At 63.4% G+C, this 23,573-nt stretch carries 26 protein-coding genes and 1 pseudogene; 20 read left to right on the top strand and 7 right to left on the bottom strand.

The window, feature by feature from the left end; genetic code table 11:
• Positions 1-164: 164 nt before the first annotated feature.
• From pqqB to pqqE, 4 genes are read left to right on the top strand one after another with little or no spacing between them, the layout of a single operon-like run.
• Positions 165-1,103 carry a pyrroloquinoline quinone biosynthesis protein PqqB gene (gene pqqB / locus CK230_RS28955; RefSeq protein WP_095820221.1) on the top strand — a complete coding sequence of 313 codons (939 nt, stop codon included), beginning with the start codon at positions 165-167 and terminating at the stop codon, positions 1,101-1,103.
• Positions 1,100-1,858, top strand: coding sequence for a pyrroloquinoline-quinone synthase PqqC (gene pqqC / locus CK230_RS28950; protein WP_095820220.1), 759 nt, complete (start codon positions 1,100-1,102; stop codon positions 1,856-1,858). Before pqqB ends, pqqC begins: the two co-directional genes overlap by 4 nt.
• Complete coding sequence (pqqD, locus tag CK230_RS28945; protein ID WP_095820219.1) at positions 1,855-2,151, top strand: pyrroloquinoline quinone biosynthesis peptide chaperone PqqD; 297 nt, start codon at positions 1,855-1,857, stop codon at positions 2,149-2,151. The genes pqqC and pqqD overlap by 4 nt, the downstream gene beginning before the upstream one ends.
• Positions 2,148-3,263 carry a pyrroloquinoline quinone biosynthesis protein PqqE gene (pqqE, locus tag CK230_RS28940; RefSeq protein WP_095820218.1) on the top strand — a complete coding sequence of 372 codons (1,116 nt, stop codon included), beginning with the start codon at positions 2,148-2,150 and terminating at the stop codon, positions 3,261-3,263. Before pqqD ends, pqqE begins: the two co-directional genes overlap by 4 nt.
• 145 nt (positions 3,264-3,408) lie before the next feature.
• Here pqqE and CK230_RS28935 read toward each other — a convergent pair whose 3' ends face one another.
• The 3 genes from CK230_RS28935 to CK230_RS28925 form a co-directional block, all read right to left on the bottom strand.
• A complete protein-coding gene (locus CK230_RS28935) occupies positions 3,409-4,320 on the bottom strand; it encodes a hypothetical protein (protein ID WP_095820217.1) in 912 nt (303 codons plus the stop codon).
• Between the two features lie 397 nt (positions 4,321-4,717).
• Positions 4,718-5,314 (bottom strand): isochorismatase family cysteine hydrolase, encoded by a 597-nt coding sequence (locus CK230_RS28930; protein WP_095820216.1) that lies wholly within the window; start codon positions 5,312-5,314, stop codon positions 4,718-4,720.
• Entirely contained in the window at positions 5,314-5,529 is a 216-nt protein-coding gene (locus CK230_RS28925) for a hypothetical protein (protein ID WP_141246132.1), read from the bottom strand. Before CK230_RS28925 ends, CK230_RS28930 begins: the two co-directional genes overlap by 1 nt.
• Before the next feature lie 134 nt (positions 5,530-5,663).
• Between CK230_RS28925 and CK230_RS33340 the strand changes: the two genes are divergently transcribed.
• From CK230_RS33340 to CK230_RS28910, 4 genes are all read left to right on the top strand, one after another.
• Positions 5,664-5,834 carry a hypothetical protein gene (locus CK230_RS33340; protein ID WP_176480263.1) on the top strand — a complete coding sequence of 57 codons (171 nt, stop codon included), beginning with the start codon at positions 5,664-5,666 and terminating at the stop codon, positions 5,832-5,834.
• A 148-nt stretch (positions 5,835-5,982) separates the two neighbouring features.
• Positions 5,983-6,711 (top strand): DUF4142 domain-containing protein, encoded by a 729-nt coding sequence (locus CK230_RS28920; protein WP_095820214.1) that lies wholly within the window; start codon positions 5,983-5,985, stop codon positions 6,709-6,711.
• Positions 6,712-6,725: 14 nt separating this feature from the next.
• On the top strand, positions 6,726-7,325 hold the full coding sequence (locus CK230_RS28915) for a hypothetical protein (protein WP_095820213.1): 600 nt from the start codon (positions 6,726-6,728) through the stop codon (positions 7,323-7,325).
• A gap of 40 nt (positions 7,326-7,365) precedes the next feature.
• Positions 7,366-7,569 carry a hypothetical protein gene (locus CK230_RS28910; protein WP_141246131.1) on the top strand — a complete coding sequence of 68 codons (204 nt, stop codon included), beginning with the start codon at positions 7,366-7,368 and terminating at the stop codon, positions 7,567-7,569.
• Between the two features lie 13 nt (positions 7,570-7,582).
• Here the strand turns inward: CK230_RS28910 and CK230_RS28905 are convergent, their stop codons facing one another.
• Positions 7,583-7,846, bottom strand: a complete 264-nt coding sequence (locus CK230_RS28905; protein ID WP_095820211.1) for a hypothetical protein — start codon at positions 7,844-7,846, stop codon at positions 7,583-7,585.
• Between the two features lie 250 nt (positions 7,847-8,096).
• Complete coding sequence (locus CK230_RS28900) at positions 8,097-10,211, bottom strand: catalase (protein ID WP_095820210.1); 2,115 nt, start codon at positions 10,209-10,211, stop codon at positions 8,097-8,099.
• Between the two features lie 1,064 nt (positions 10,212-11,275).
• Between CK230_RS28900 and CK230_RS28895 the strand changes: the two genes are divergently transcribed.
• Both CK230_RS28895 and CK230_RS28890 read left to right on the top strand, forming a co-directional pair.
• Positions 11,276-11,851, top strand: a complete 576-nt coding sequence (locus tag CK230_RS28895) for a response regulator (protein WP_245430085.1) — start codon at positions 11,276-11,278, stop codon at positions 11,849-11,851.
• Between the two features lie 35 nt (positions 11,852-11,886).
• A complete protein-coding gene (locus CK230_RS28890; protein WP_095820209.1) occupies positions 11,887-12,204 on the top strand; it encodes a hypothetical protein in 318 nt (105 codons plus the stop codon).
• Between the two features lie 241 nt (positions 12,205-12,445).
• On the opposite strand, the gene CK230_RS28885 is transcribed toward CK230_RS28890, so the two are convergent.
• The gene (locus CK230_RS28885) at positions 12,446-12,754 is read right to left on the bottom strand and encodes a hypothetical protein (RefSeq protein WP_245430084.1); all 309 of its coding nucleotides are present in this window, start codon (positions 12,752-12,754) and stop codon (positions 12,446-12,448) included.
• A 44-nt stretch (positions 12,755-12,798) separates the two neighbouring features.
• Between CK230_RS28885 and CK230_RS28880 the strand changes: the two are divergent.
• The 3 genes and pseudogenes from CK230_RS28880 to CK230_RS28870 all read left to right on the top strand — a co-directional run bounded on the left by CK230_RS28880 (position 12,799) and on the right by CK230_RS28870 (position 15,117).
• A pseudogene (locus CK230_RS28880) lies at positions 12,799-13,582 on the top strand (SDR family NAD(P)-dependent oxidoreductase).
• A gap of 88 nt (positions 13,583-13,670) precedes the next feature.
• Positions 13,671-14,849: a zinc-dependent alcohol dehydrogenase gene (locus CK230_RS28875; protein ID WP_095820208.1), complete on the top strand. Its 1,179-nt coding sequence runs from the start codon at positions 13,671-13,673 to the stop codon at positions 14,847-14,849.
• 25 nt (positions 14,850-14,874) lie between these two features.
• Positions 14,875-15,117, top strand: coding sequence for a hypothetical protein (locus tag CK230_RS28870; protein ID WP_095820207.1), 243 nt, complete (start codon positions 14,875-14,877; stop codon positions 15,115-15,117).
• Between the two features lie 97 nt (positions 15,118-15,214).
• Here CK230_RS28870 and CK230_RS28865 read toward each other — a convergent pair whose 3' ends face one another.
• Positions 15,215-15,487: a hypothetical protein gene (locus CK230_RS28865; protein WP_095820206.1), complete on the bottom strand. Its 273-nt coding sequence runs from the start codon at positions 15,485-15,487 to the stop codon at positions 15,215-15,217.
• A gap of 189 nt (positions 15,488-15,676) precedes the next feature.
• On the opposite strand from CK230_RS28865, the gene CK230_RS28860 reads away from it, so the two are divergent.
• The 7 genes from CK230_RS28860 to CK230_RS28830 are packed head-to-tail and all read left to right on the top strand — an operon-like array spanning position 15,677 to position 23,554.
• Positions 15,677-16,783, top strand: coding sequence for an SDR family NAD(P)-dependent oxidoreductase (locus CK230_RS28860; protein ID WP_095820205.1), 1,107 nt, complete (start codon positions 15,677-15,679; stop codon positions 16,781-16,783).
• The gene (locus CK230_RS28855) at positions 16,780-17,853 is read left to right on the top strand and encodes an NAD-dependent epimerase/dehydratase family protein (protein ID WP_095820204.1); all 1,074 of its coding nucleotides are present in this window, start codon (positions 16,780-16,782) and stop codon (positions 17,851-17,853) included. The genes CK230_RS28860 and CK230_RS28855 overlap by 4 nt, the downstream gene beginning before the upstream one ends.
• Complete coding sequence (locus CK230_RS28850) at positions 17,850-19,142, top strand: TIGR04295 family B12-binding domain-containing radical SAM protein (RefSeq protein ID WP_095820203.1); 1,293 nt, start codon at positions 17,850-17,852, stop codon at positions 19,140-19,142. Before CK230_RS28855 ends, CK230_RS28850 begins: the two co-directional genes overlap by 4 nt.
• Positions 19,127-20,227: a glycosyltransferase family 4 protein gene (locus CK230_RS28845; protein ID WP_095820202.1), complete on the top strand. Its 1,101-nt coding sequence runs from the start codon at positions 19,127-19,129 to the stop codon at positions 20,225-20,227. Before CK230_RS28850 ends, CK230_RS28845 begins: the two co-directional genes overlap by 16 nt.
• Positions 20,228-20,229: 2 nt before the next feature.
• A complete protein-coding gene (locus CK230_RS28840; protein WP_095820201.1) occupies positions 20,230-21,357 on the top strand; it encodes a glycosyltransferase in 1,128 nt (375 codons plus the stop codon).
• Complete coding sequence (locus CK230_RS28835; protein WP_095820200.1) at positions 21,354-22,448, top strand: glycosyltransferase; 1,095 nt, start codon at positions 21,354-21,356, stop codon at positions 22,446-22,448. The genes CK230_RS28840 and CK230_RS28835 overlap by 4 nt, the downstream gene beginning before the upstream one ends.
• Positions 22,445-23,554 (top strand): glycosyltransferase, encoded by a 1,110-nt coding sequence (locus CK230_RS28830; RefSeq protein ID WP_095820199.1) that lies wholly within the window; start codon positions 22,445-22,447, stop codon positions 23,552-23,554. Before CK230_RS28835 ends, CK230_RS28830 begins: the two co-directional genes overlap by 4 nt.
• The last annotated feature ends 19 nt before the right edge of the window (positions 23,555-23,573 follow it).

Below are 23,573 nucleotides of genomic sequence, written 5' to 3'. Positions count from 1 at the left end.
GAGATTTCGCGATACCTGCCTGCTGAAATGCCGAAAAAGTAGCCCGTGAATTGCATGCCCCCTCAACGGGGATGCAATTCTTTGCGATATCAGGAGACGCGGACGCAAATCGACCGCAGCCGCAAAAGTGTACGGGTCAGTTGGCCCGCTGGGCATGCATTGCCATGCGCGTGAAGATCATCGGATCTGCGGCGGGAGGCGGCTTTCCGCAATGGAACTGCAATTACCGCCTGAGCCGCGCGGCACGCACCTGCATGCCCGGCGTGCAGTCGCGAACCCAATCATCCGTTGCCGCGTCGGCTGACGGGACAGGCTGGGTTCTGTTCAACGCATCGCCCGACATCCGCCAGCAGATTGCGCAAACGCCCGATCTGCAGCCCGCGGCCGACGCACCGCGGCGTTCGACGTCCATCCGCGCTGTGGTGCTGACCAATGCCGACGTGGACCATGTCGCCGGCCTGCTCAGCCTGCGTGAGCGACAGCCTTTCGCGATCTATGCCACGGCGCAGGTGCTGGCGACGCTGAAGACTAATTCGATTTTCAATGTCCTCGATCCGGCAATCGTGCCACGGCGCCTGCTGGCGCCGACGCAAGAGATGGCGATCTGCGGCGCGGACGGCCACCCGACCGGCGTGGTCGTCGGCAGCTTTCCGGTGCCTGGCAAGGTCGCGCTCTATCTCGAGCAACGAGGCGATCCGGACGCCGATTTCAGCTCCGGCACGGGCGACACGATCGGCGTCCGCATCAGCGGGGCCGACGGTCTCGGCGCCGTCTTCTACGTTCCGGGCTGCGCGCGTATCGATGCCGCGCTGCGCGAGCGCCTCGCCGGAGCCGCCTGCCTTCTGTTCGACGGCACCTTCTACACGGACGACGAGATGATCACGGCCGGCGTCGGCCAGAAAACCGGTGCACGCATGGGGCATATCGCAATGTCGGGAGAAGCGGGTTCGATCGCCGCTCTGGCCGATGTGAAGATCGGTCGCCGTATCTTCATCCACGTCAACAACACCAATCCTGTTCTGGACGAGAGTTCCGCCGAGCATGCGGCGGTCAAGGCGGCTGACTGGGAAGTCGCCGCCGATGGCATGGAGATGGAATTTTGAGCGATTTCCACGACGCGGCCCGAAGCGGACTGTCAAAGAGCGAGCTCGAGGCCGTGCTGCGGCAGGTCGGCGACGAGCGCTACCACAACCGCCATCCTTTCCATCACAGAATGACCGCAGGCGCCCTGTCGAAGGCCGAGATGCAGGCCTGGGCGCTGAACCGCTATTGCTACCAGGCCGTGATTCCGCGCAAGGACGCTATGATTGTCGCACGTGCGGCGGATCCGGCGTTCCGCGCCGCCTGGCGCAAGCGCATCGAGGACCATGACGGCGAGGACGGTTGGACCGGCGGCATCGCGCGCTGGCTGCATCTGGCGACCTCCCTCGGGCTCGATGCCGAAGCCGTCAAGAGCGAAAGGCTGGCGCTGCCGGCGACCCGCTTCGCCGTCGACGCCTACCTTTCTTTCTGCACCAACCGCACGTTGCTGGAAGCGGTCGCGTCATCGCTGACCGAGATGTTCTCGCCGACCATCATCGGCGAGCGGGTGCCGGCAATGCTGGCGAAATACGATTACGTCACCGAGGATACGCTTGCCTATTTCAGCCGGCGGCCGGAGCAGGCGAAGCGTGATGCCGACTTCGCCCTCGCCTACGTGCTGGCCGATGCCGACACGCCTGAACGCCAGCAGCAGGCGATCGATGCGCTGGTGTTCAAATGCGACATACTCTGGGCCATGCTCGATGCGCTCCAGCATGCCTATGGCGCGCCGGGAAATATACCGCCCGGCGCCTTCCGCCCGGAGGCGGCCTTATGACGGCGCTGCGCGAAAGAGCCATCGTGTCGTTGCGGTCGGCGCCATCACTGCCCAGGCATGTACGCATCCAGTACGACCCCGTGCGACTGGCCTTCGCCGTGCTTTCGCCGGAGAAGGTGTTCTGGCCGAACGAGATCAGCCTCGACATACTACGCCGCTGCGACGGGCAATCCACCGTCGAGTGCATCATCGCCGATCTTGCGGCTGACTATGACGCGGACCCGCAGGACGTGGCGGACGACGTCGTCGCCTTCCTGCAGGAATGGTCGAACAAGCTTTTGGTCAAGCTATGAGTGCCCCCCTCCTGCCCCCGATCGGCATGCTGGCGGAATTGACGCATCGCTGCCCGCTGCAGTGCCCTTATTGCTCCAACCCGCTCGAACTGCTGAAGGCCAACCGAGAACTCGACACGCAGACCTGGCTCGATCTCTTCTCACAGGCCGCCGACCTCGGTGTCCTGCAGGTCCATCTGTCCGGCGGCGAGCCAACGCTGCGCCGCGACCTCGAGCAATTGATCGCCGAACTTTCGGCGCTCGGCGTCTACACCAACCTCATCACCGCCGGCGTCGGCGTTGCGGAGGGCCGCATCGAGGCCTTTGCCGAAGCCGGGCTCGACCACCTGCAACTAAGCTTCCAGGGCGCTCGTGCAGTGACCACCGACCGTATCGGCAACCACCGGGGCAGCCATGAGAAAAAGCTGGAGACGGCGCACCGCGCCCGCGCGGCCGGGCTGCCGCTCACCATCAACGCGCCGGTCCATCGGCATAACATCGAGGAAGTGCAGGAATTCATCGATCTCGCCCTCTCCCTGGGTGCGGAGCGGCTCGAGATCGCCAATGTCCAATATGCCGGCTGGGCGCTCGCCAATCGCGATTTGCTGATGCCCGACCGTGCCGCCGTCGACCGGCAGGCCGACATCGTCGCGGCTGCCCAGGAACAGCTAGCCGGCATCATGAACATCGATTTCGTCACACCCGATTATTTCGCCATCTATCCCAAACCGTGCATGGGCGGCTGGGCGCGCGATGCGTTCATGGTGGCACCCGACGGCACCGTGTTGCCATGCCATGCCGCCCATACGATTGCCTCGCTCCGCTTCGAGCGCTTCGGAGACCGCAGCCTCGCCGAAATCTGGGCCGATTCACCGGCATTCAACGCCTTCCGCGGCACCGAGTGGATGCGGGAGCCGTGTCGAAGCTGCGAGCGCCGCGAGGTCGATTGGGGCGGCTGCCGGTGTCAGGCATTGGCGATTGTCGGCGATGCCGCCGCAACAGATCCAGCCTGCATCAAGTCGGCAGCACACTCCCGTATGGCCACCTTGGTCGATGAAACGCAGCACAGCAATACCGCCGGAGACGATGCTTTCATGTATCGCCGGATAACAAATCCGGTTCCGGCTGACTAGAATTCAAACCGATCGGATTGGAGACCGCGGCTCTGTCAACAGAAGCGGTGGCTAACAATATCTCTCCGAGCCACCTGATACCGCCGCGCTGCCCCTACCGCATCCTGCCCCATCAAAGCCTGGGATCTAGACGTCGCAGTAAGTGTCAGTTGCTCCGCAAATAGCCCTCCTCGTCCTCGTCTCTTTGGCGGCCCCCAATCACTCCGGCGACTGCAGCAATGAACGCGCCGATTACCAGCGACAACGCACCAACCATTGCAGCGGTGGCGCTCGCCTTGCGGGCCTTGTCGGCGGCGGCCTTGGCTTTGTTATTGGCATCCTCGACCTGCGCCAGGACCTGGTCGACCCGCTTCTGTGCCTCAGCCTGAGGGAGGCCAGTGCGGGATGCCACGAGTTGGGCAAGATACGCCTTGTCATCCGCGCTCATTTCGCCGTTCGCAGCGCTGATTGTCAGTATGCGTGCGGCCTGTGCCGCAGCGTCCGCGTTGTTTTGGGGCGTTGCGGCCGCAGGCGCGGCTGCGTTGCCGGCCGGCCGGAAGAGCGCGTCCACGAAATAGCCGGCAAAATCATTGGCCGACGGAACTCGCGCCGCCGAGGCCTGCGAAGCCGCACCGGCGGCAGCGCCGCTCAGCAAGCCGGTCGTCGCCTGGGCGCCTGTCCCCGCAATTCCGGAGACCGCCGAGCCGAGGACCGTAGCCACCAGCAGGGTGGCCAGAGCCCAGGCCAGGAATCCATGCGCGGTGTCACGGAAATACACCTCGTCGGTGTGCACGTTGACCCACTTCGTGCGAAGCCGCCCGGCGACGTAGCCGCCCAGCGCAGAGGACAGCCACTGCACGATTACGAGCCAGACCGCGGTTGACACCGCAAACGTCGTCAGCGACGGGCTGCCCCATGGCGACATCATCGCCAAACCGAGCCCGGAACCGACAAGCATGAGGATGACGGTCAAAGTGGCTGCCGCGAAAGCGCCGGCCACGATTGCACCCCAATTGACGGCGGAGGATGAGGTCTCAAGGGTTGCGGGTTCGTCCGCCGTGGAAAAAGCATTGGTCATCGCCGGCTCCTAACGTGCAAAAAGCATCAAAAGGATGATGATCGGGATTGGAACGCCGAGCAGCCAAAGCAGAATACCTCGTCCCATTTCGTCCTCCTATAAGTAATGTTCGAATGCTTGGATTTAATTCCTGGATCTCGCTTTCGTTCCGCCTACTTCTTTCAATCAGCTGTTAAACTCAGGCCTGACGCGAACGCCATCAAGGCCCGCCAAACCTTGGACTGACGAAAGGCTCGCCCGCAAAAGGGGGTGAACGGGCGAGCCTTTCGTTCGGACGCCTGACGCCAAGACGGTGCATCCGGGACGCGGAATGCGCCGCCGCCGACCGAACTGGGATTGCGGCGAGATGTTCCGAACGAAAGGAGCCAGCTATTCCGGGGGGCGCCCGCCTTCCCTACTATCGCCAGCATTCGAGAATTGCCTCCACCGGCGCCACCTCGACGTGGTGGGAGTACCGCTTGGTGAAGAGCTTCAGGATGTTCTCATAGGCCTCATCGGACGCGCTGCAGATGGCGTCCTCCGCGAGGATGGTTCGATAGCCCAGATCGATGGAGCCGAGCAGGGTCGCCAAGACGCACATATCGGCCTCACCGCCGCTGACGATGACTTCCTCGACGCCTTCGGACTGAAGCACGCCGGCCAGTTCGCCGCTCAGCCACGGCGAATATATCGGCTTGTCGAACATACGCGCCGGCGGAACATGGACGGCAAGCTCGGGCAGAAGTTCGACCACCTCCTTGCCCGCCCTTGCGATCGTCATGTCCGCCCAGTGCTCATAGTATTGTCTCCATCGGCCATGACCCTCGCCCGGATTCCGCGCGGGGATGAACCTGGTGAAGATCGTGGCTTCGGGGCGCTTGCGGACCAGCCTCTGAACTTGTGGCAGGATCACGGGCAGCCATTCGACCGCCCAAGGCATGGGCGGCATGAACATCTGCTGCATGTCCACGCAAATGTGGACGGCTTTCGCCGAGATCGGTGAGAGCGCGGCCATCACACCGCGGCGCGTTCGATATTGCGAGAAGCAGTTCGCGTCTCGAATTCCTGTGTCGGGCTGGACTCTTTGATGCGGCAGGCCAGGGCACGCATTGCGCGTGCAAGCGGATACATCTTGATGCGTTCGAACTCCCTCGCTTGCGCCTCGGCCATGGCCGCGCACCGTTCGCGTTCCGCGATTTCAGGACAAAGATATTCGGCAGTGTATTCCATGTTGGATTTCTCCATCGAGTTGTCTGCCGCTAAACTCCGATTAAAGTCCTCCGTTCCATCAAGGTAAGCGCTTGCCGTGCTTTTCGAAAAGCGCTCGCGCTGGCCGGCCTCGATTTGACAAGACACAATAACAAATGATGTTTTTGGCCGCTCCGCGGCAAAAATTCTTGAACGTTTCGCCCACTACAAGGTTTGTTGCCATTACCGGCATCATCAAGAAGGGCGAGATCGTGGACGAGGATAAGCCGACCCCCGCTCTCCAATTTCGCCTGAGCCAGAGCCACGTGGTGGCCGACGCTGCCTGATTTGCCGTTCAGGCACCTTCGTGCCGAGCGGATTCAATCCAAATCCGCCCGGCCGGGCGATTTCTATCGGGCCAAGGAAACGAAGTCCTTGGGGAACAAAGGGCCGGAATGGTGGTTCGGTGCCACCAAGACAAAGGAGCCTTGCCCCATGAGCATGCGGATATTCCTTATCCCATCGGCGACCGCCGCGCTGATGCTTGCCCTTCCTGCCTTCGCGGCCGAGGACGCGCAGACCTTCGTCAACAAGGCTGCAATCGGCGGGATGTTTGAAGTGGATTCGAGCAAGATCGCGCAGGACAATGCGAAGGATCAGCAGATCAAGGATTTCGCCAAGCGGATGATCGCCGATCACGGCGCCGCGAACGCCAAATTGCAGAAGATCGCCGGCGAGCAGAAGCTGCAGGTGCCGACGCAATCCGATGCCGAGCATAAGAGCGATCTGGAACGGCTGCAGAGCACGACAGCCTCGGTGGACCAGCCTTACGTCGAGATGCAGCGCAAGGCGCATGCGGACGCGGTTGGCCTGTTCGAGGCTTACGCCAAGGATGGGGACAATCCGGCCCTCAAATCCTTCGCGACGGAGACGCTGCCGACACTGAAGATGCATCAGGACATGATCGAGAAGATCGCCGCCGCCAGCGCGAGCATGCCGGCGGTCAAATCGGCATCGACGCCCAAGCCACCCGCTCCGGTCCCCGGCGCGAACAGCTTCACGGAAGCGCAGGCGAAAGAGCGCATCCAGGATGCCGGCTATGCGGACGTCTCCGCGCTCGCCAAGGACGAACAGGGGATCTGGCGCGGCCAAGCGACCAAGGACGGCAAGGGCACCTCCGTTGCGCTCGACTTTCAGGGCAACGTCTTTGCCGGCCAACAATAGACAGGAGAACCGACATGCAAACGATCACCGCCCTTTTCGACGACTATGACGACGCCGCTGACGCCGTGGGCGCACTGGAGTCCATCGGCGTTCCGTCATCCGATATCAGCATCATGGCCAACAATGCCCGCGGCTGGTACCGAAACACGCAATCCCCCGCCGCCGAGGATGCCGCCAGCGGCGCCGGCATCGGCGCGGTCGTGGGCGGGGCCGGCGGCCTGGCGACAGGCCTGGGCGCCATGGCGATACCGGGCGTCGGGCCGGTGGTCGCGGCCGGCTGGCTGGCGGCGACAGCCGCGGGCGCCGTCGCCGGGGCGATTGTCGGCGGGGCGGCCGGCGGCATTATCGGCAGCCTGACCGACGCCGGCGTGCCGGAGCAAGACGCACATGTCTATGCCGAAGGCGTCCGCCGCGGCGGGACGCTGGTGACGGCTCGTGTCGAGGACGACCTCGCCGCGGAAGCCCGTGAAGTTCTCCGCAGCTCCGCGTCGGTCAACATCGCCGACCGCCGCAGCGAATACCAAGCGGACGGGTGGGCAGAATTCGATCCGGCTGCCGGCGATTATTCGGCTGACGATGTCGATCGCGAGGCCGCGCGACGGCGGCAAGCATGAGCGTCGTCGGCGCCAGCGGTGCAACGGCAAGGCGAGACGGGTGCTTTTGCCGCTGCTACTGCTGCTGGTGGTCATGGCGCTTTGCTACTGGGCTTTCATTGGAGTCGACAGTGGCTCATCTTCGGCGCCATGGAAACGCACACCCGAACAAAACCAGGGCGGCAATGCACCGCAGGATACCTCGCCAGCAGCCGGCATCACGAAGAACCCTCAGGATGCCAGCAAGATGCCGGGCGTTCAATAACTGGCGATTTCCTCTACTCGCGCGGGACGAATTCGTTGAAGCGGCTGGTGATGCCCTCTGCGGTCATGTCCTGGTGGACGAACGCCAAGTTGTTGTCGTCCAGAACTTTGAAGAACTCTTCCCATTCGATCGGCCTCAGATCTTCGTCGCTAGCGCCGAAATCGACCCGCAGCGTCGCAGCCTTTCCCGGCGCCGCGACGACGGCAAGCCTGCCCTGGCGCGCCTCGATCCATGCTCGGATCACTTCGTGATTTGAGGTCGTCATAGCCTCGCTCATTGCGGCCTCCTGTTTGACGGTTCCCCTCTCTCGAAAGGAACCCCGAAGATATCCCGCTTGTTCCCGGGGGCTCCAGCGCGCGGAATATCCCCAGATGAAGAAAGGCCCGCTGCCTGCATGCGGCAACGGGCCTTGATGGGTCTTGATGGGACCCCGGATCGCTGGAGGGAGGGCGATCTTCTCTCGAACAGGTAGGCGTTCAAAATGTTCCGTCAAAAGTCCTTTGTTTCTCGCTGGTCGGATGAACACGTCAGAGTTTGACGGCACCTTCCCTCGCCCACAGCCGCAGCTTGCGGCAAGCCTCGACGAACGAGCGCGCGGAACCGCCGACTGTGAGCTCGATGAGCCCCTCGTCTGCATCGGCCGCCACGCCGGCGCTTGCCAACAGAGGTCCGGCATCCGCGACGAAGCCGATGAACTTCAGGTGCGCAAAGGCGTCGGACACGAAGTCCTTTGCCGCAGCATCCCTGGACAGCATCTCGGCGCCTTCCTCGGAAACGAGCAGCACGACCGCATCGAAAAGAACCGACGGTCCGCCGTCGATCATGTGGTTGGCTTCGATCCAGCTGCCATCGCCAGCTTCGACGCCGCCCAGCCGGCGCGCCACGATTTCCACCTTGGCGCCTTCCGCTTGCGCCGCATCCCGTATCGCTTGCAGAAGGCCGGAATCGATGCCGTCGCTGACGAGTACGCCGATCTTGCGACCCTTGAAGCTGTCCGGCCCGTTGTTGATGATGCTGAGCGCGGGCGACGGCTCGAGGTCATCGCGTGTCGGCACAGCCGCGTCGGCAGGCGCCGGCATTGTCTTGATGCCGAGCTTGTCGGCAACTGTGGTCGCCAGCGTCTCGTCGATGTTAAGCAGATGGGAGATCATCCGCTCGCGGATGACCGGCGTCTCGACCTTGCTCAGTTCGAATGTCAAAGCCATCGCGATGTGACGCTGCTCGGGCTCGGTCTGGCTGATGAAGAATTGGCGGGCCTGGCTGTAGTGATCGGCGAAGCTCTCCGCCCTTAACCGGACCTTCTGCCCCTCCTCCGCATCGGCAAAGGAGCGGAAGCCCCGCTCGGGCGACTCACGCGGGCCGTCGCCCCAGGAGTTCGGCTGATAGTTGGCGCGGCCGGCCGGGTTGCGCATCGCCATGTGACCGTCCTGCTGGAAATGATGGAAGGGACATTTCGGCGCGTTGATGGGAAGATGGGTGAAGTTGGGGCTGCCCAGGCGTTTGAGCTGCGTGTCGAGATAGGAGAAGTTGCGTCCCTGCAGCAGAGGATCGTTGGAGAAATCGATGCCCGGCGGTACGTTCTGCGTCATGAAGGCAACCTGCTCGGTTTCGGCGAAGAAGTTCTGCGGCATGCGATCGAGAACAAGGCGGCCGACCGGCAACGGCTCGATGACCTCCTCGGGAATGATCTTGGTAGGATCGAGGATATCGAAGTCGAAACTGTCGGCGAAATCCTGGTCGAAGAGCTGCACGCACAGCTCCCACTCCGGAAAATCGCCGGACTGGACGGCGTTCCAGAGGTCGCGGCGGTGGAAATCGGGATCGGCGCCGTTGATCTTCACGGCCTCGTTCCAGACCACCGACTGCATGCCCAGCTTCGGCTTCCAGATGAATTTGACGAAGGTCGATTCATCCTTGGCGTTGACGAGACGGAACGTGTGTACGCCGAAGCCCTGCATGAACCGGAACGACCGGGGAATGGCGCGGTCGGACATGATCCACATGATCATGTGCATCGATTCCGGCGTGAGCGAGATAAAATCCCAGAAATTGTCGTGCGCGGATTGGGCCTGCGGAAAAGCCCGGTCTGGCTCCTCCTTCACAGCATGGACCATATCCGGAAACCTGATCGCATCCTGGATGAAGAAGACCGGGATGTTGTTGCCGACCAGATCCCAATTGCCCTCCTCGGTGTAGAGCTTCACAGCGAAGCCGCGAACATCCCGCGCCAGGTCGAAAGACCCTTTGCTGCCGGCGACGGTCGAGAAACGAACGAAGGCGGGTGTCTTTTCGCCGGGCCGCTGGAAGATATCGGCCTTGGTGTACTTGGCGAGTGACTCGTAAGTCTCGAAGAAGCCATGGGCGCCGTAGCCGCGCGCGTGGACCACGCGCTCGGGGATGCGCTCATGATCGAAATGGAAGATCTTTTCGCGGAAATGAAAATCCTCGATCAGCGTGGGACCGCGTTCGCCGACCTTCAACGTGTTGTGGTCATCCGCAATCGGCGTGCCAAGCGCCGTCGTCTGCACCTCGACATCGCCTTCGGCCACCTGATGCAGTTCGCCGCCATTACCGCGGACAAGTTCCTGATCATGAATCTCAGCCACGGCTGTAGCGTCGGCCGGGGAAGCTTTCTTCGGCATTGTCGGTGTCCCTTGTGTTCGCTGAAATGATGTTGCCGAACGAGCAATCGGGGCGAATGTTCCAGCCGGTACAGCGGGGCATGCCCGGCGTGAGCTATCTTGGAACGGCGTCCGAGCCTTTCCCCGCTCGGGATGCCTTTGACTACCGGGTGTTACTCGCGCGGATGCACGAACACGCATCTCCCCCAGTGCCGGAACGAGAGTTTTCCGCCGCCACCAGCGCGGCAACAACTCGGCCATCAGGCTTTGAATTAGGCCCTTCATCCGATCGTCCCACAGAAGGTTTCGAAGACGAACAAATGCAGACCACGATTGTTCCGGATCGGCGAGATCAGAATGTTGTCCGTTAAAAGTCAATTCGGACGGGCTTTGCACGCACGCAGCGCGATCGCAGCGTCCAGCCTTCGCGCCAGTTCCAACATTCGAGACGGCGCTTCCTGGTGTGCCAACGTACCGAGCGCCAGGGCCATCTCGCGCTCCGCACTTGTGATGTCGGAGGGCAATTCCTCTGGGCTGGGCACTTCATGAACTTTCCGTGCCACCGGCTTGTCCTAACATAAGTTAACGACGACACATTAACCCATTGGCGAAAGCAAGGTTCCCGCCGAGGACGCTTCGCTCGACCAAAGGCTCGCTCCGGAGGCCGGCCTTTCTGCTTTCACGTGTTGCGGTCGCGCCGCCAGACTCACATCCCGCGATCCGGAACGTAAAGACAAAAGGAGTGCTGAGACCATGAATCGCCACCAGGTTTGCACTCGTGAAATATCCCTCGCGCGATCGCTTGATGCGGTCGTCATCGTCATGCTTCCCGGCCGACACCCGCCTCGTGCCGAACCGCAGGCCGGGGAAATGGGTCCATGTAGTCACCTGCCGTATCGATATATCGGACGTGCGCCGCGAGCGGCCAGAACGGTTCACCCGTCACTGCGTTCTAGATCTGGCTTCCTACCGACCTCATTGTCGCGCGCGCCGGTGTCGGCGCAGCACGCCAGGGCCGAGGTCGCATCACGTCGGAATGCGAGTTGAAGGAGCTTCGCGTGCGAAACCTCAGGAGACTTCACCTCTTGATCGCGGAAGACGAGTGGCTGCTGGCCAGCGATCTAGCCAAGTTCTTTTCCGACATGGGCGCCATCATCCTCGGGCCGGTCGCGACCGTAGAGCAGGCCGGACGACATGCGCAGACAGCCGAGGCGGCTATCCTGGACGTTGATCTCCAGGGGAGACACGTTTTCCCGATTGCGGACGAGTTGATGAGCCGCAACGTGCCGTTCGTATTCTTCAGCGGCTATGACGAGATCGCTGTTCCCGAGCATCTGCGTTTCGTAAGCAGCAAGTCCTCAAGCCGGACCGCCCTCGCCGACGCGCTGTTCTCGCCAGAACCGCTGCTTGAGCCAATGACCTCCACTGTTGCGCAGCCGGCAACCGTGGCGGACGACGTGGTCTCGCTGTTGCCCAAACTCCGGCTCGCCGCGCGCCTGCTGCTGGACGATGCCAGAGCTTCCGATCGCCTCGTCGAACTGACCTTGGAACGTGCACTTGAGGACATCGACAACAGACCTACCGGCTCATCCACTGCCGATTGGCTCAATGGTATCATGCGCGGCATCGCGCGCGCCCGCGGAGGCTCGTTGCTGCACTGACATAACGCGCCCTTCGAGGGTAAAGGAGACGGCAAATGCCATCGAAGTTGCGATCTCCGACCGAGCAGCGTGGCGACATCCAAGCAGGCGCCTCGCAGGATAAGACGCCCGGCTTTGATCCAGCAGCCGCCCCTCTGGAAACCGATGCAGAAGCCGCCGCTGCGCCAAGTCCCGCAGCTCAAGGCGCGGGGCATAAACCCAATTTCACGAATCAGGCGAGCTTTGCCAACGCGATGCGACCGCCGGAGAACGCTCCCGATCTCCAGCCGCGCAGAAACGGCCCGGTCCTGGTCATTGTCGCGCTGATTGTCTTGGCCGCGGTCGCATTTCTCTTCGCCGCGCTCTTCCGCTAGCCGCGAACGAACATCGCTCCTCGTTCCAGGTTCGATAGGGCAAGGAGGTTGTTGCGATGCCGAGCTTGAGAAGTTGTTTCGCCATCTGTGGCGCTGGAAAGCCCAGCCTACAACGCACCCCTCTCCAGTGGATGCCGTTGTGCGGGTGCTGCGCGAGGCCGAAAAGCAGCACGGATCCCGGCGTTCGGAATGAAAGCATCCCGACGGCTCGTGTCTCCGGGCGATCGAGCGATTGCCGGAGTTACTCCTCGTCAAAGATATGCTCGTGGATGATGCCGAGGATCTGCAGCTTCACCGTTTCCCGCGCTTCGGGCTTCACGAAGGGCATCAACAGATCGACCGTCTCCTCCACGCGCTGCGGCAGGTCGGCGCTCGGATCGCTCAGATAGCTTCCATGGGCATAGAGGTTTTCGGTCAGCTTCTTATTCAGGTCGGAAAAGAGTCCCATGGCCATTGCTCCTTTGCCGATCCAACAGCCGAGCGCCCGCGCGGTTCCCCAGGCAACCGCATTGCAATCGGCCGCACCGAATCCTCGCTGCGCGAGGAACATTCGGTCCAACCGGATGTTCGGCCGAACCACGCAGGAGGATCGAAATGGAAAACGGCAAAATGGCGGTCGTCACCGGCGCCTCGAGCGGCATCGGCAAGGAGCTCGCGAAACTCTGCGCCAAGGACGGCTACGATCTGGTTATCGTAGCCGATGAGCCGGCCATCGAGGAGGCCGCGGAGGCGCTCCGATCGCATGGCGTCTCGGTCGACGCGGCGGAGGCCAACCTTGCAAGCGAGGACGGCGCCGACAAATTGATCGCCGAGATCGGCGACCGCGACATCGATCTTCTGCTCCTCAATGCAGGGCGCGGCCTGGGCCGGGGTTTGTCGACCAGGATTGGGCCGAGGCGCGCCGCGTCATCGACACCAACATCACAGGAACAGTCTATTTGGCCCATCGGCTCGGCCGCAAGATGGTCGAGCGTGGTCGCGGCCGGATCCTGTTCACCGGCTCGATCGCCGGCTTCATGCCCGGCACGTTCCAGGCGGTCTACAACGGAACCAAGGCCTTCATCGATTCCTTCGCCATCGCGCTGCGCCACGAGTTGAAGGACAGCGGCGTGAGCGTGACCGTGCTGATGCCGGGGGCCACCCAGACCGCTTCTTCCAGCGCGCCGACATGATGGATACCGAAATCCGCGTGCAGGAGAAGGACAACCCCGCCGATGTGGCCAGGGACGGCTACGACGCCATGATGGCCGGCGAGGAGCAAGTGGTCAGCGGCTGGAAGAACAAGATGCAGGTCGCCGCCGCTCATGTCACACCAGCCGGCACGCTGGCCGAACAGCACCGCGACATGGCCGAACCGGGTTCGGCGAAGAATGGCTGAAAAGGCGGGCTCTGATCCGGGAACATTGCCGCCCGGCGCCAGTTCGGCCCGTTAGCTCCCAAGCATCGACAACCCAAGGAACAACCCCATGAAAGCCCTCACATGGCACGGCAAAGGCGATATTCGTTGCGACCAGGTCGCCGATCCGGCGATCGAGAACGACCGTGACATCATCATCAAGGTCACCTGCTGCGCCATATGCGGCTCCGACCTGCATCTGATGGATGGCTACATGCCGACGATGAAATCGGGCGACGTGCTGGGCCACGAGACGATGGGCGAAGTGGTGGAAGTCGGCCGCGCTCACACGAAGTTCAGGAAGGGTGATCGCGTCGTCGTCCCCTTCAACATCTCCTGCGGCGAGTGCTGGTTTTGCGAGAACGGCCTGTTCTCGCTCTGCGACCGGTCGAACCCAAACGCCGAGCAGGCCGCCAAGGTCATGGGCCAGTCGCCCGCGGGCCTGTTCGGCTATTCGCATCTGGTCGGCGGCTATTGGGGAGGACAGGCCGAGTACCTGCGCGTCCCCTTTGCCGATGTCGGTCCCATCAAGGTGCCCGACGGTATGGACGACGAGCAGGTGCTGTTCCTCTCCGATATCTTTCCCACCGGCTACATGGCGGCCGAGAACGCCGGCATCCAGGAAGGCGACACTGTCGCCATCTGGGGATGCGGACCGGTCGGTCAGTTCGCCATCCAGAGCGCCTGGATGCTCGGCGCTGGCCGCGTCATCGCCATCGACAAGGTGCCGGAACGGCTCGCCATGGCGCGCGACTACGGCAAGGCGGAGACGCTCGATTTCAGCAACTCCGATATTTACGATGCCCTCATGGCCATGACCGCCGGTCGCGGCCCTGACAGCTGCATCGACTGCGTCGGCACCGAGGCCGATGCCACGGCCACGTCCGATTCCATGCTCGATAAGGCCAAGGCCACCGTCTATCTCGGCACCGACCGGCCGCATGTGCTGCGCGAGGCGATCTATTGCTGCCGCAAGGGCGGCACCATCTCGGTGCCCGGCGTCTATATCGGACTGGTGGATCACATTCCGTTCGGCGCGGCGATGAACAAGGGGCTGACATTCCGCATGGGCCAGACCCACACCCACCGCTATCTTGAGCCGCTGCTGCAGAAGGTGCTAAGCGGCGAGATCGACCCGTCCTTCGTCATCACCCACCGCGCCGGTCTGGAGGAAGGACCTGAGCTCTACAAGACATTTCGCGACAAGCAGGACGGCTGCATCAAGGTGGTGATGCGCCCACACGGCTGAATCGCGTCAAACATAGAGGTTCGCAATGGCTCGACCGAAAGACACCTCCTCCAAGCCCGCAGTGAAGTCGCCCGACCCCGAAGGGCTCCCGCGTCCGCATCGCGATGCGCAGGACAGCGATGCGGGCGCAGCGCCGACGGCTCCGAAGACCGCCGGCGCCCCGGAGCCCTCGGCCTCGCCGCTCGACAGCCGTGTCGCAAACCGCAATGCCGGCCGCCGGCGCGAGGCCGGGCCGACGCCCAGGCCAACGGATAAGCCTCTCGATTGAGCGGCACGAACAAATGCGGCAGCCTGACCGCCTGCCGCGGCGCCGTTGAAGGGGCCTCCTCTCTGCAACGGCGCCATGACACCAGCTTCTCGAGCAGCTAGTCCTTCTGGTTGCGCTCGACGAATTTGTTGAAGCGGCTCGTTCCGCCTTTGCCGGCTTCATCCTGATGCAGGAAGGCGAGATCGTTCTCGTCGAAAATGCGGAAGAATTCGTCCCACTCGATCGGTTCCAGCGTATCTTCGGGCTCGCCGAAATCGATGCGCAGAATGCCGCCCTTGCCTTTCGTGCGAACGACGGCCGGCCGGCCATCCCGTTCTTCCACCCATTTCCGGATCTCGTCGTGATTGGTGGTCGTCTTGGCCTCGGACATGGATTTCCCTTTCTCGCAGAGGGGATTGGTGAGCGGTCCTAACAGCAGCCAACAGGCAATGTTCCAGCGGGTTGCACAGCCCACGTGCGAGCTGCGTGACCTCGGGCGGCGGGAACTTTGTTGAAGCAGGGAACAAACCTTTTACCGCGCAGTTCGGGGCGCCGAAGCAAAATCCGCAAGGGAGTCATCGTGAAACGCGTATTGGTTACGGGAGGTTGCGGCTTCATCGGCCGCCACGTCGCCCAGGAGCTCACTAACCATGGCTATCAGGTGCGCCTGCTCGACGCGCTCGTCGATCAGGTGCACGGCGCCGAAGCCATCAATCTTCCGACCGGAGCCGAGCTGATCAAGGGCGACGTGCGCAATCGCGACGCGGTCGCCGAGGCGGTTTCGAATATGGACGCGGTCATCCACCTGGCGGCCGAGGTCGGCGTCGGCCAGTCAATGTACGAGATCGCCCGCTATGTCGGCACCAACGACCTCGGCACGGCGGTGCTGCTCGACGCACTCATCAAGCATCCGGTCGAACGGATCGTCGTCGCGTCCTCCATGAGCATCTATGGCGAAGGCCTCTACCGTACCGCGGAAGGCGAGCGGATCGACAATGCGCGCCGCAAGCCCACCGACATCAAGGACGGCCTTTGGGATCTCAGATCGGCGTCGGGCGAAACCCTGTCGCCGGTTCCGACCGACGAGGAGAAGCGGCCGGATCTCGCCTCGATCTACGCGCTGACCAAATACGCGCAGGAGCGCGCCGTGCTGATCTTCGGCCAGGCCTATGGCATCGACGCCGTGGCGTTGCGCCTCTTCAACGTCTTCGGCGCCGGACAGGCACTTTCCAATCCCTATACCGGCGTTCTCGCCAACTTCGCCTCGCGCCTCGCCAACGGCAAGCGGCCGACGATCTTCGAGGACGGCGAGCAGAAGCGCGACTTCGTGCATGTGCGCGATGTCGCCACCGCGTTCCGGCTGGCGCTTAAGCAACGCCAGGCCGCCGGGCATGCCATCAATATCGGCAGTGGCCACGCTTATTCGATCAGCGAAGTGGCCCGTGTTCTTGCCAAGGCGATGGGCGTCCCCAAGCGCCCGCCTGAAATCCTGGGCAAGGCGCGCTCCGGCGACATCCGCAACTGCTTCGCCGACATTGCCAAGGCGCGCGAGCTGCTCGGCTTCGAGCCCAGGCATCGTCTGGAAAATTCGCTCGGCGAATTCGCCGCCTGGGTTCGCAACAGCGTCGTCGTCGATCGGGGCGCCGACATGCGGCGCGAGCTGGAAGAGCGGGGATTGGTCTCATGACCCAGACGCACCGTCACGCTCGCAGGGCGCCCGTGGCCGTTATCGGCGGCAGCGGTTTCATCGGCTCCAATCTCGCCGACAGCCTGCTGTCTGACGGGGAAACAGTCCTGGTCGTCGACAATCTCAGCCGGCCAGGCGTCGAGCAGAATCTCGACTGGCTGGCGCAGAAGCACGGCGACCGGCTCATCGCCGAAATCGTCGACATACGCGATCTGAGCGCGTTGGCCACAGCGTTGGCGCCGGCCAAAGCGATTTTCCATCTGGCCGCTCAGACAGCGGTGACGACTAGCCTGACCGATCCTGCTGAAGACTTCGACATCAACCTCAAGGGCACGTTCAACGTGCTGGAAGCGGCCCGCGGCACTGGAGCTCCCCTGGTCTTCGCCAGCACCAACAAGGTCTATGGCAGCCTGCCCCAGATCACGGTGCGGCAAGCCGACGATCGCTATGAACCGTTCGACGAGGAGGTGCGTACGAGCGGTGTCGATGAGAAGGTCGGCCTTGATTTCTGCACGCCCTACGGCTGCTCGAAGGGCGCGGCCGATCAGTATGTGCTCGACTATTCCAAATCCTACGGACTGCCGACAGCGGTGCTTCGTATGAGCTGCATCTACGGGCCGCGCCAGTTCGGCACCGAGGACCAGGGCTGGGTCGCGCATTTTCTCCTCAGCGCGCTGTCCGGCCAGCCGATTACCATTTACGGCGATGGCAGGCAGGTCCGCGACATCCTGCATGTGTCCGATGCCGTGGCCGCCTATCGCGGCGTGCTGGCCGGGATCGAGGACTTCAAGGGCCAGGCGTTCAATCTGGGCGGCGGCCCGGGCAACGCGGTCAGCCTGCGCGTGCTGCTGGCGGAGATCGCCGACATGACCGGCAGCGACATCCCGATCCGCCACGACCGCGGGCGCGTCGGCGATCAGCCCTTCTTCGTCGCTGATACGCGCAAGCTGCAAGCCGCGATCGGCTGGCAGGCGCAGGTCCCATGGCGCGAAGGCGTCTGCGATCTCGCCAGCTGGTTGCTGCGGCATCGGCTCCAATCGCGTCCCGAAGCCACGAGGTACGTCGCATGAAGGTAGCCCTGGTCAATCCTTATTGGACATACGAGCACAGCATCTATTTCGGCTGCCGTCAGCCGCATCTGCCGCTGGAGCTCGGCTATTCGAAGGCAATGCTGGAAGCCGATGGCCACGATGTGCTTATGCTCGATGGACAACTTCAGAGCCTCGATAACGCGGCGCTGGCCGAGCGTGTGGCGGCATTCGCGCCGGATATGACGGTCGTAACCACCGCGCCAACCTATCTGTTCTGGCGCTGCGCGCCGCCGGAATTGCGCGTTCCTGGAGAATTCCTCAATCATCTCGCCGGGCGCGGCGGACGCACGGTGGCGGTCGGACCGCATGGGTCGGCGACGCCAGCCCCCACCTTGCGCAAGCTCGGCGTCGATGTAGTCGTGCGCGGCGAATGCGAGGAGGTCGTGGCAGCGCTTGCACGGGAAGGCGACTGGAGCAAGGTCGCGCATACGGCTCGCCTCCAGGGCGGGCGTCTGGCCTGCAATGGCGGCGTTCATGCCAGTTCGTTCATCGATCATCCGGCGCTCACTTGGCCGTCCGATTGGATCGCGGCGCATGGCCACCACCACCACAGGTTCGATGCCGTCCAGAAGGGCGCTGGCGCCGAGGTGGAGGCCTCCCGCGGCTGCCCCTACAATTGCAGCTTTTGCGCCAAGATCGATTTTCGCGATGCCTATCGACGCCGAAATCACGATGCCATCGTCGCCGAGATCGACAGGCTGATCGCACAAGGGGTCGGCTACATCTATTTCATCGACGAGATCTTCCTGCCGCAGAAGGCGCTGCTGGAAGCGCTGGTCGATCGCGACGTCCAGTTCGGCGTCCAGACCCGCATCGACCTGTGGAAGCCGGAATTGCTGGAACTGCTCGGCGCGGCCGGCTGCGTGTCGATCGAGGCCGGTCTTGAAAGCCTGACGGTGGAAGGCCGTGCGATGCTGGCCAAGCGCTGCCGACTCGATACAGAGGGTCTGGCCGCGCTTCTCATCGACGCCCGCCGCAACGTGCCTTTCGTCCAGGCCAATCTGATCGGCGTCGTCGAGGACGATCCGGCGCTGGTGGATTATTGGCGCAAGCACCTCATCGATCACGGCGTCTGGGCGAACGAGCCCGTGCCGCTCTACCCCTATCCGAGCTCTCCCAGCTACCGCGAACTCTGGGGCGAACCCGACGACCTCGCCTGGGAGCGTGCGCATGAGCACTACCTCGCCTCCTTCCGCTCCTTCAGCGACATCCAGGACCAGCGCCCGCATGCGCTGGCTGAGTTGGAGTCCTCATGCTGCAATCACTGATCCATCGTCCGCGGCGCATCCTGATGACGACCGACGCCGTCGGCGGGGTGTGGCGCTATTGCCTCGACCTGACGCGCGAGCTGGCGGCCGGCGGCGACAGCATCGTGCTTGCCGGGCTGGGACCCGAACCTTCTCCGGAGCAGGCGCGAGAGGCGCGGTCTTTCGCCACGCTGGTTTGGCTGAAATGCCCGCCGGACTGGATGACGCGCGACGAAGACGATCTCCGCCGTTTGCCCGGCGAGTTGCAGACCCTTGCCGAGACTTATGCGATCGATCTCGTCCATCTCAATGCGCCGACGCAAGCGGCCGGGCTTGATCTGGCATGTCCTATCGTCGCGGTCTCGCATTCATGCGTGGCGACATGGCTGCACGCGGTGCGTGGGCAGGCGCCGGCGGACGATTGGTCCTGGCAGCGAGATCGCAACAGGGCCGGATTAGATCGTGCCGACATCGCTGTCGCTCCGAGCCGAAGCCATGCCGAGATGCTCCAAGCCTGCTACGGCGCGATCGCTGGCTTGAGCGTTGTCCACAATGGCGCCCTGCCAGGCCCGAGATCCGGGCGGCGCGAGCCTTTCGTCTTCGCCGCCGCACGCTGGTGGGACGAGGGCAAGAACGCTGCATCGCTCGACGCCGCCGCCGCGCTCTGCGACTGGCCCGTTCAGGTCGTCGGCCCGCTCGCCGGGCCTGACGGACAGCGCGCGCGTTTCGACAACTGCGTCCCGCTTGGTTCAATCGACCACCGCGAGGTTCGCCGTCTGATGAGGCGAGCCGGCATCTTCGTTTCAACTTCCATCTACGAGCCTTTCGGGCTGGCCGCCCTGGAGGCCGCGCTTTCGGCCACGCCGCTGGTGCTCGCCGATATCGCGACCTACCGCGAGATCTGGGATGGCGCGGCCATGTTCTTCAATCCGCGCCATCCACATGCGCTGGCCGGCTGCATCGAGAACCTGTCTCGCGACGAAAGCTTGCGGCGGAAGCTCGGCAGGCGCGCTGCGCGGCAGGCACGCCAATTCTCGCTGGGCAAGCAGGTGAGGATGATGCGGGACATCTACAACCGGGCGGCGCTGACCGCAGCGGGGCGTTGACCATGCGTTTTCTGTTCTACACCCATTCGGCGGTTTCCGACTGGAACCATGGCAACGCGCATTTCCAGCGCGGCATCATGCGCGAGCTTGTCGCGCGCGGCCATGGGGTGGCCGCGCTGGAGCCCGCCGATGGCTGGAGCCGATCGAACCTGCTCGCCGAGCAAGGCCCCTTCGCCGTCGAGCGCTTTCGCAAGGATTTTCCGGAACTAATGGTGGCCGCCTACGATCCCGGCTTTGAGCACGAAGCGTGGCTCGCCGGCGCGGATGTCGTGATCGTCCACGAATGGACGGACAAAGAACTTGTCGCGCGTATCGGACGGGCGCGAGCCTACTGCAACTTCACACTCCTGTTCCATGACACCCATCACCGCGCCGTATCGGCGACCGAGGCGATCGCGGCGCTTCAGCTGGAGCATTATGACGGAGTGCTAGTCTTCGGCGAAGTGCTGCGGGAGAGTTATCTCCGCGCCGGCTGGGGCAGACGGGTCTTCACCTGGCATGAGGCGGCGGACGAACGGCTGTTCAAGCCGTTGCCCGAGATCGACCGTGAGTCTGATCTCGTCTGGATCGGCAATTGGGGCGACGACGAGCGCAGTGCCGAGATCGCCGAATTCCTGATCGAGCCGGCAAGCGCGCTTGGACTGTCGGGAACCGTGCACGGCGTGCGCTATCCGCCGGATGCAATCACCGCGCTCGCGGATACCGGCCTGCGCTATGAGGGCTGGATCGCCAATGCCGATGTGCCGAAGGCCTTCGCCCGGCATCGCGCCACCATGCACATCCCGCGCACGCCTTACCGGGAGAGTCTGCCCGGCATTCCGACTATTCGCATGTTCGAGGCGCTCGCCTGCGGCATCCCGCTGGTCTCGGCACCTTGGTCGGATATCGAAGGGCTGTTCCGCGCCGGAACGGATTTCCTCTTCGCCCGCGACGGCGCCGAGATGAGTGGTCACCTCCGCGATGTGCTGAACGATCGCGAGCTTGCGGAAGCGCTGGCCGCATCGGGCCTGGAGACCATCCGTGCGCGGCACACATGCCGACACCGCGCCGACGAATTGCTCGCCATCCTCGCCGCATGCGGCAATCGCGACGCCAGTGAAATCAAACCTGCAACGGAGGCCGCCGCATGAAAATAGCCTTTTACGGATCAAGCCTCCTGTCGTCCTACTGGAACGGCGCCGCCACTTATTATCGAGGCCTGCTCAAAGCGCTGTCGCAGCGCGGCTATGACATCGTCTTCTATGAACCCGACGTCTATGACCGGCAGAAGCATCGCGACATCGAGGCGCCGGACTGGTGCAGCGTCGTCGTCTACGAGCCGACAGCGAATGCGCTAATGCAGGTCGCCTCGCGTGCCGCGCAGGCAGACGTTGTGGTCAAGGCGAGCGGCGTCGGCTTCGAAGACGATGCGCTACTGCAGGCGGTTCTCGACAATGCCCGCCCAGACGCGCTGACCGTCTTCTGGGATGTCGATGCGCCGGCGACCCTAAGCGAATTGCGCAACGATGCCGACCATCCGTTGCATGAGGCGCTGAAGAGGATCGGCATCGTGCTGACTTATGGCGGCGGCGACCCGGTCGTCTGGGATTATTGTGCGCTCGGCGCGGCCGAATGCGTGGCGATTTACAATGCGCTCGATCCTGAGACGCATCATCCCGTCGCCGCAAACCCGCGCTTCGCCTGCGACCTGGCCTTCCTCGGCAACCGGCTGCCCGACCGCGAGGCGCGCGTCGACGCCTTCTTCCTCGACCCGGCCCGTAAGCTCGGCGGCCAGCGCTTCCTGCTTGGCGGCTCCGGCTGGGACGACAAGCCGCTGCCGGCGAACGTTTCATGGCTGGGGCATGTCGGCACCAGCAATCACAACACCTTCAACGTCACGCCGAAGGCCGTGCTCAACATCAGCCGCGACAGCATGGCGGCCAACGGGTTTTCGCCCGCCACACGCGTCTTTGAAGCGGCTGGGGCCGGCGCGTGCCTGCTGACCGACGCCTGGCTCGGCATCGAGTTGTTCCTGACCCCTGGCGAAGAGATCCTGGTCGCGCGTGACGGCGCCGATGTCGCCGAAATCATGCGGACGCTGACGCCGCAACTGGCGCACGCGATCGGCGCGGCAGCGCTGCGGCGCGTTCTGGCCGAGCATACCTACACGCTGAGGGCTCGGCTGGTGGACGACATCTTCAAGGCGCATTTCGAGCGCCGCGCAATGGAGGCTGCGGAATGACGAAACCGCTCGACATCGTTTTCCTCGGACTTTCCCTGTCTTCGTCCTGGGGCAACGGCCATGCGACGACTTTCCGGGGACTGCTGCGTGCGCTCAACGAGCTCGGCCATCGCGTCACCTTCCTCGAACGCGACGTCCCCTGGTACGCGCATCACCGGGACCTGCGCGACCCCGATTTCTGCGACTTGCGCTACTACGAGACAGTCTCGGAGCTGCGCCGCAACCACCGGCAGGAGCTGCAGCGCGCCGACGCCGTGGTGATAGGCTCCTTCGTGCCGGAAGGCAGAGCGATCATCGACGACCTTGCTTCGCTGTGCACGGGGCAGTTCTGCTTCTACGACATCGACACCCCGGTGACGCTGGCGCGGGTTGCCGAGGACGATTGCGACTATCTTGCCCGCCGGCAGATTCCCTATTTTGACGACTATTTCTCCTTCACCGGCGGGCCGACCCTGGCGCGGCTGGAGTCCGAGTTCGGCGCCCGCCGGGCGAAGGCGCTCTATTGCTCCGTCGATCCAACGCGACATCGTCGCACCAGACACGCCGTCGAATGGGACCTTGGCTATCTTGGCACCTATAGTGCGGACCGGCAGCCCTCATTGGAAGCGCTGCTTCTGGAGCCTGCGCGGCGCCTGCCTGACCGCCCCTTCGTCGTGGCCGGCTCGCAATATCCGCCCGACGTCGCCTGGCCGGACAATGTGGGGCGGATCGAGCACCTGCCACCTTCCGAACATGCCGCCTTCTACAGCCGCCAGCGATACACATTGAACCTTACGCGGGCATCGATGATCGCGGCCGGATGGTCGCCCAGCGTGCGGCTTTTCGAGGCCGCTGCCTGCGGCACTCCGATCATAAGCGACCGCTGGCCTGGGCTTGACGATTTCTTCCCAGGACCGGCGATCGAGACGGCGTCCGATGCTGGAGATGTAGAAAAGATCCTCAGCGCCAAGTCCGAGCGGGCAAGGCTCAACATGGCCAGACTGGCGCGCGAGGCGGTGCTTTCAGGACATACCGCCATGGCAAGGGCACGTGAATTCGTTTCGGCGTTGACGCCGTCTGTCGGGACGCGTCCGGCGGTCGATCTGGACGTCGAAAGTGCAGCATGAGCGGCAGACAGGAGACCAT

The organism is Mesorhizobium sp. WSM3859, assembly GCF_002295065.1.
Lineage (GTDB): Bacteria > Pseudomonadota > Alphaproteobacteria > Rhizobiales > Rhizobiaceae > Mesorhizobium.
This window is presented reverse-complemented; position numbering and strand designations above follow the sequence as displayed.

Excerpts from the sequence above, each read along its gene's own strand:
- pqqB (WP_095820221.1), top strand. The coding sequence starts at position 165 with ATGCGCGTGAAGATCATCGGATCTGCGGCGGGAGGCGGCTTTCCGCAA.
- pqqD (WP_095820219.1), top strand. The coding sequence starts at position 1,855 with ATGACGGCGCTGCGCGAAAGAGCCATCGTGTCGTTGCGGTCGGCGCCA.
- pqqE (WP_095820218.1), top strand. The coding sequence starts at position 2,148 with ATGAGTGCCCCCCTCCTGCCCCCGATCGGCATGCTGGCGGAATTGACG.
- CK230_RS28935 (WP_095820217.1), bottom strand. The coding sequence starts at position 4,320 with ATGACCAATGCTTTTTCCACGGCGGACGAACCCGCAACCCTTGAGACC.
- CK230_RS28930 (WP_095820216.1), bottom strand. The coding sequence starts at position 5,314 with ATGGCCGCGCTCTCACCGATCTCGGCGAAAGCCGTCCACATTTGCGTG.
- CK230_RS28925 (WP_141246132.1), bottom strand. The coding sequence starts at position 5,529 with ATGGAATACACTGCCGAATATCTTTGTCCTGAAATCGCGGAACGCGAA.
- CK230_RS33340 (WP_176480263.1), top strand. The coding sequence starts at position 5,664 with ATGATGTTTTTGGCCGCTCCGCGGCAAAAATTCTTGAACGTTTCGCCC.
- CK230_RS28920 (WP_095820214.1), top strand. The coding sequence starts at position 5,983 with ATGAGCATGCGGATATTCCTTATCCCATCGGCGACCGCCGCGCTGATG.
- CK230_RS28915 (WP_095820213.1), top strand. The coding sequence starts at position 6,726 with ATGCAAACGATCACCGCCCTTTTCGACGACTATGACGACGCCGCTGAC.
- CK230_RS28905 (WP_095820211.1), bottom strand. The coding sequence starts at position 7,846 with ATGAGCGAGGCTATGACGACCTCAAATCACGAAGTGATCCGAGCATGG.
- CK230_RS28900 (WP_095820210.1), bottom strand. The coding sequence starts at position 10,211 with ATGCCGAAGAAAGCTTCCCCGGCCGACGCTACAGCCGTGGCTGAGATT.
- CK230_RS28890 (WP_095820209.1), top strand. The coding sequence starts at position 11,887 with ATGCCATCGAAGTTGCGATCTCCGACCGAGCAGCGTGGCGACATCCAA.
- CK230_RS28885 (WP_245430084.1), bottom strand. The coding sequence starts at position 12,754 with ATGTTCCTCGCGCAGCGAGGATTCGGTGCGGCCGATTGCAATGCGGTT.
- CK230_RS28875 (WP_095820208.1), top strand. The coding sequence starts at position 13,671 with ATGAAAGCCCTCACATGGCACGGCAAAGGCGATATTCGTTGCGACCAG.
- CK230_RS28870 (WP_095820207.1), top strand. The coding sequence starts at position 14,875 with ATGGCTCGACCGAAAGACACCTCCTCCAAGCCCGCAGTGAAGTCGCCC.
- CK230_RS28865 (WP_095820206.1), bottom strand. The coding sequence starts at position 15,487 with ATGTCCGAGGCCAAGACGACCACCAATCACGACGAGATCCGGAAATGG.
- CK230_RS28855 (WP_095820204.1), top strand. The coding sequence starts at position 16,780 with ATGACCCAGACGCACCGTCACGCTCGCAGGGCGCCCGTGGCCGTTATC.
- CK230_RS28850 (WP_095820203.1), top strand. The coding sequence starts at position 17,850 with ATGAAGGTAGCCCTGGTCAATCCTTATTGGACATACGAGCACAGCATC.
- CK230_RS28845 (WP_095820202.1), top strand. The coding sequence starts at position 19,127 with ATGCTGCAATCACTGATCCATCGTCCGCGGCGCATCCTGATGACGACC.
- CK230_RS28840 (WP_095820201.1), top strand. The coding sequence starts at position 20,230 with ATGCGTTTTCTGTTCTACACCCATTCGGCGGTTTCCGACTGGAACCAT.
- CK230_RS28835 (WP_095820200.1), top strand. The coding sequence starts at position 21,354 with ATGAAAATAGCCTTTTACGGATCAAGCCTCCTGTCGTCCTACTGGAAC.
- CK230_RS28830 (WP_095820199.1), top strand. The coding sequence starts at position 22,445 with ATGACGAAACCGCTCGACATCGTTTTCCTCGGACTTTCCCTGTCTTCG.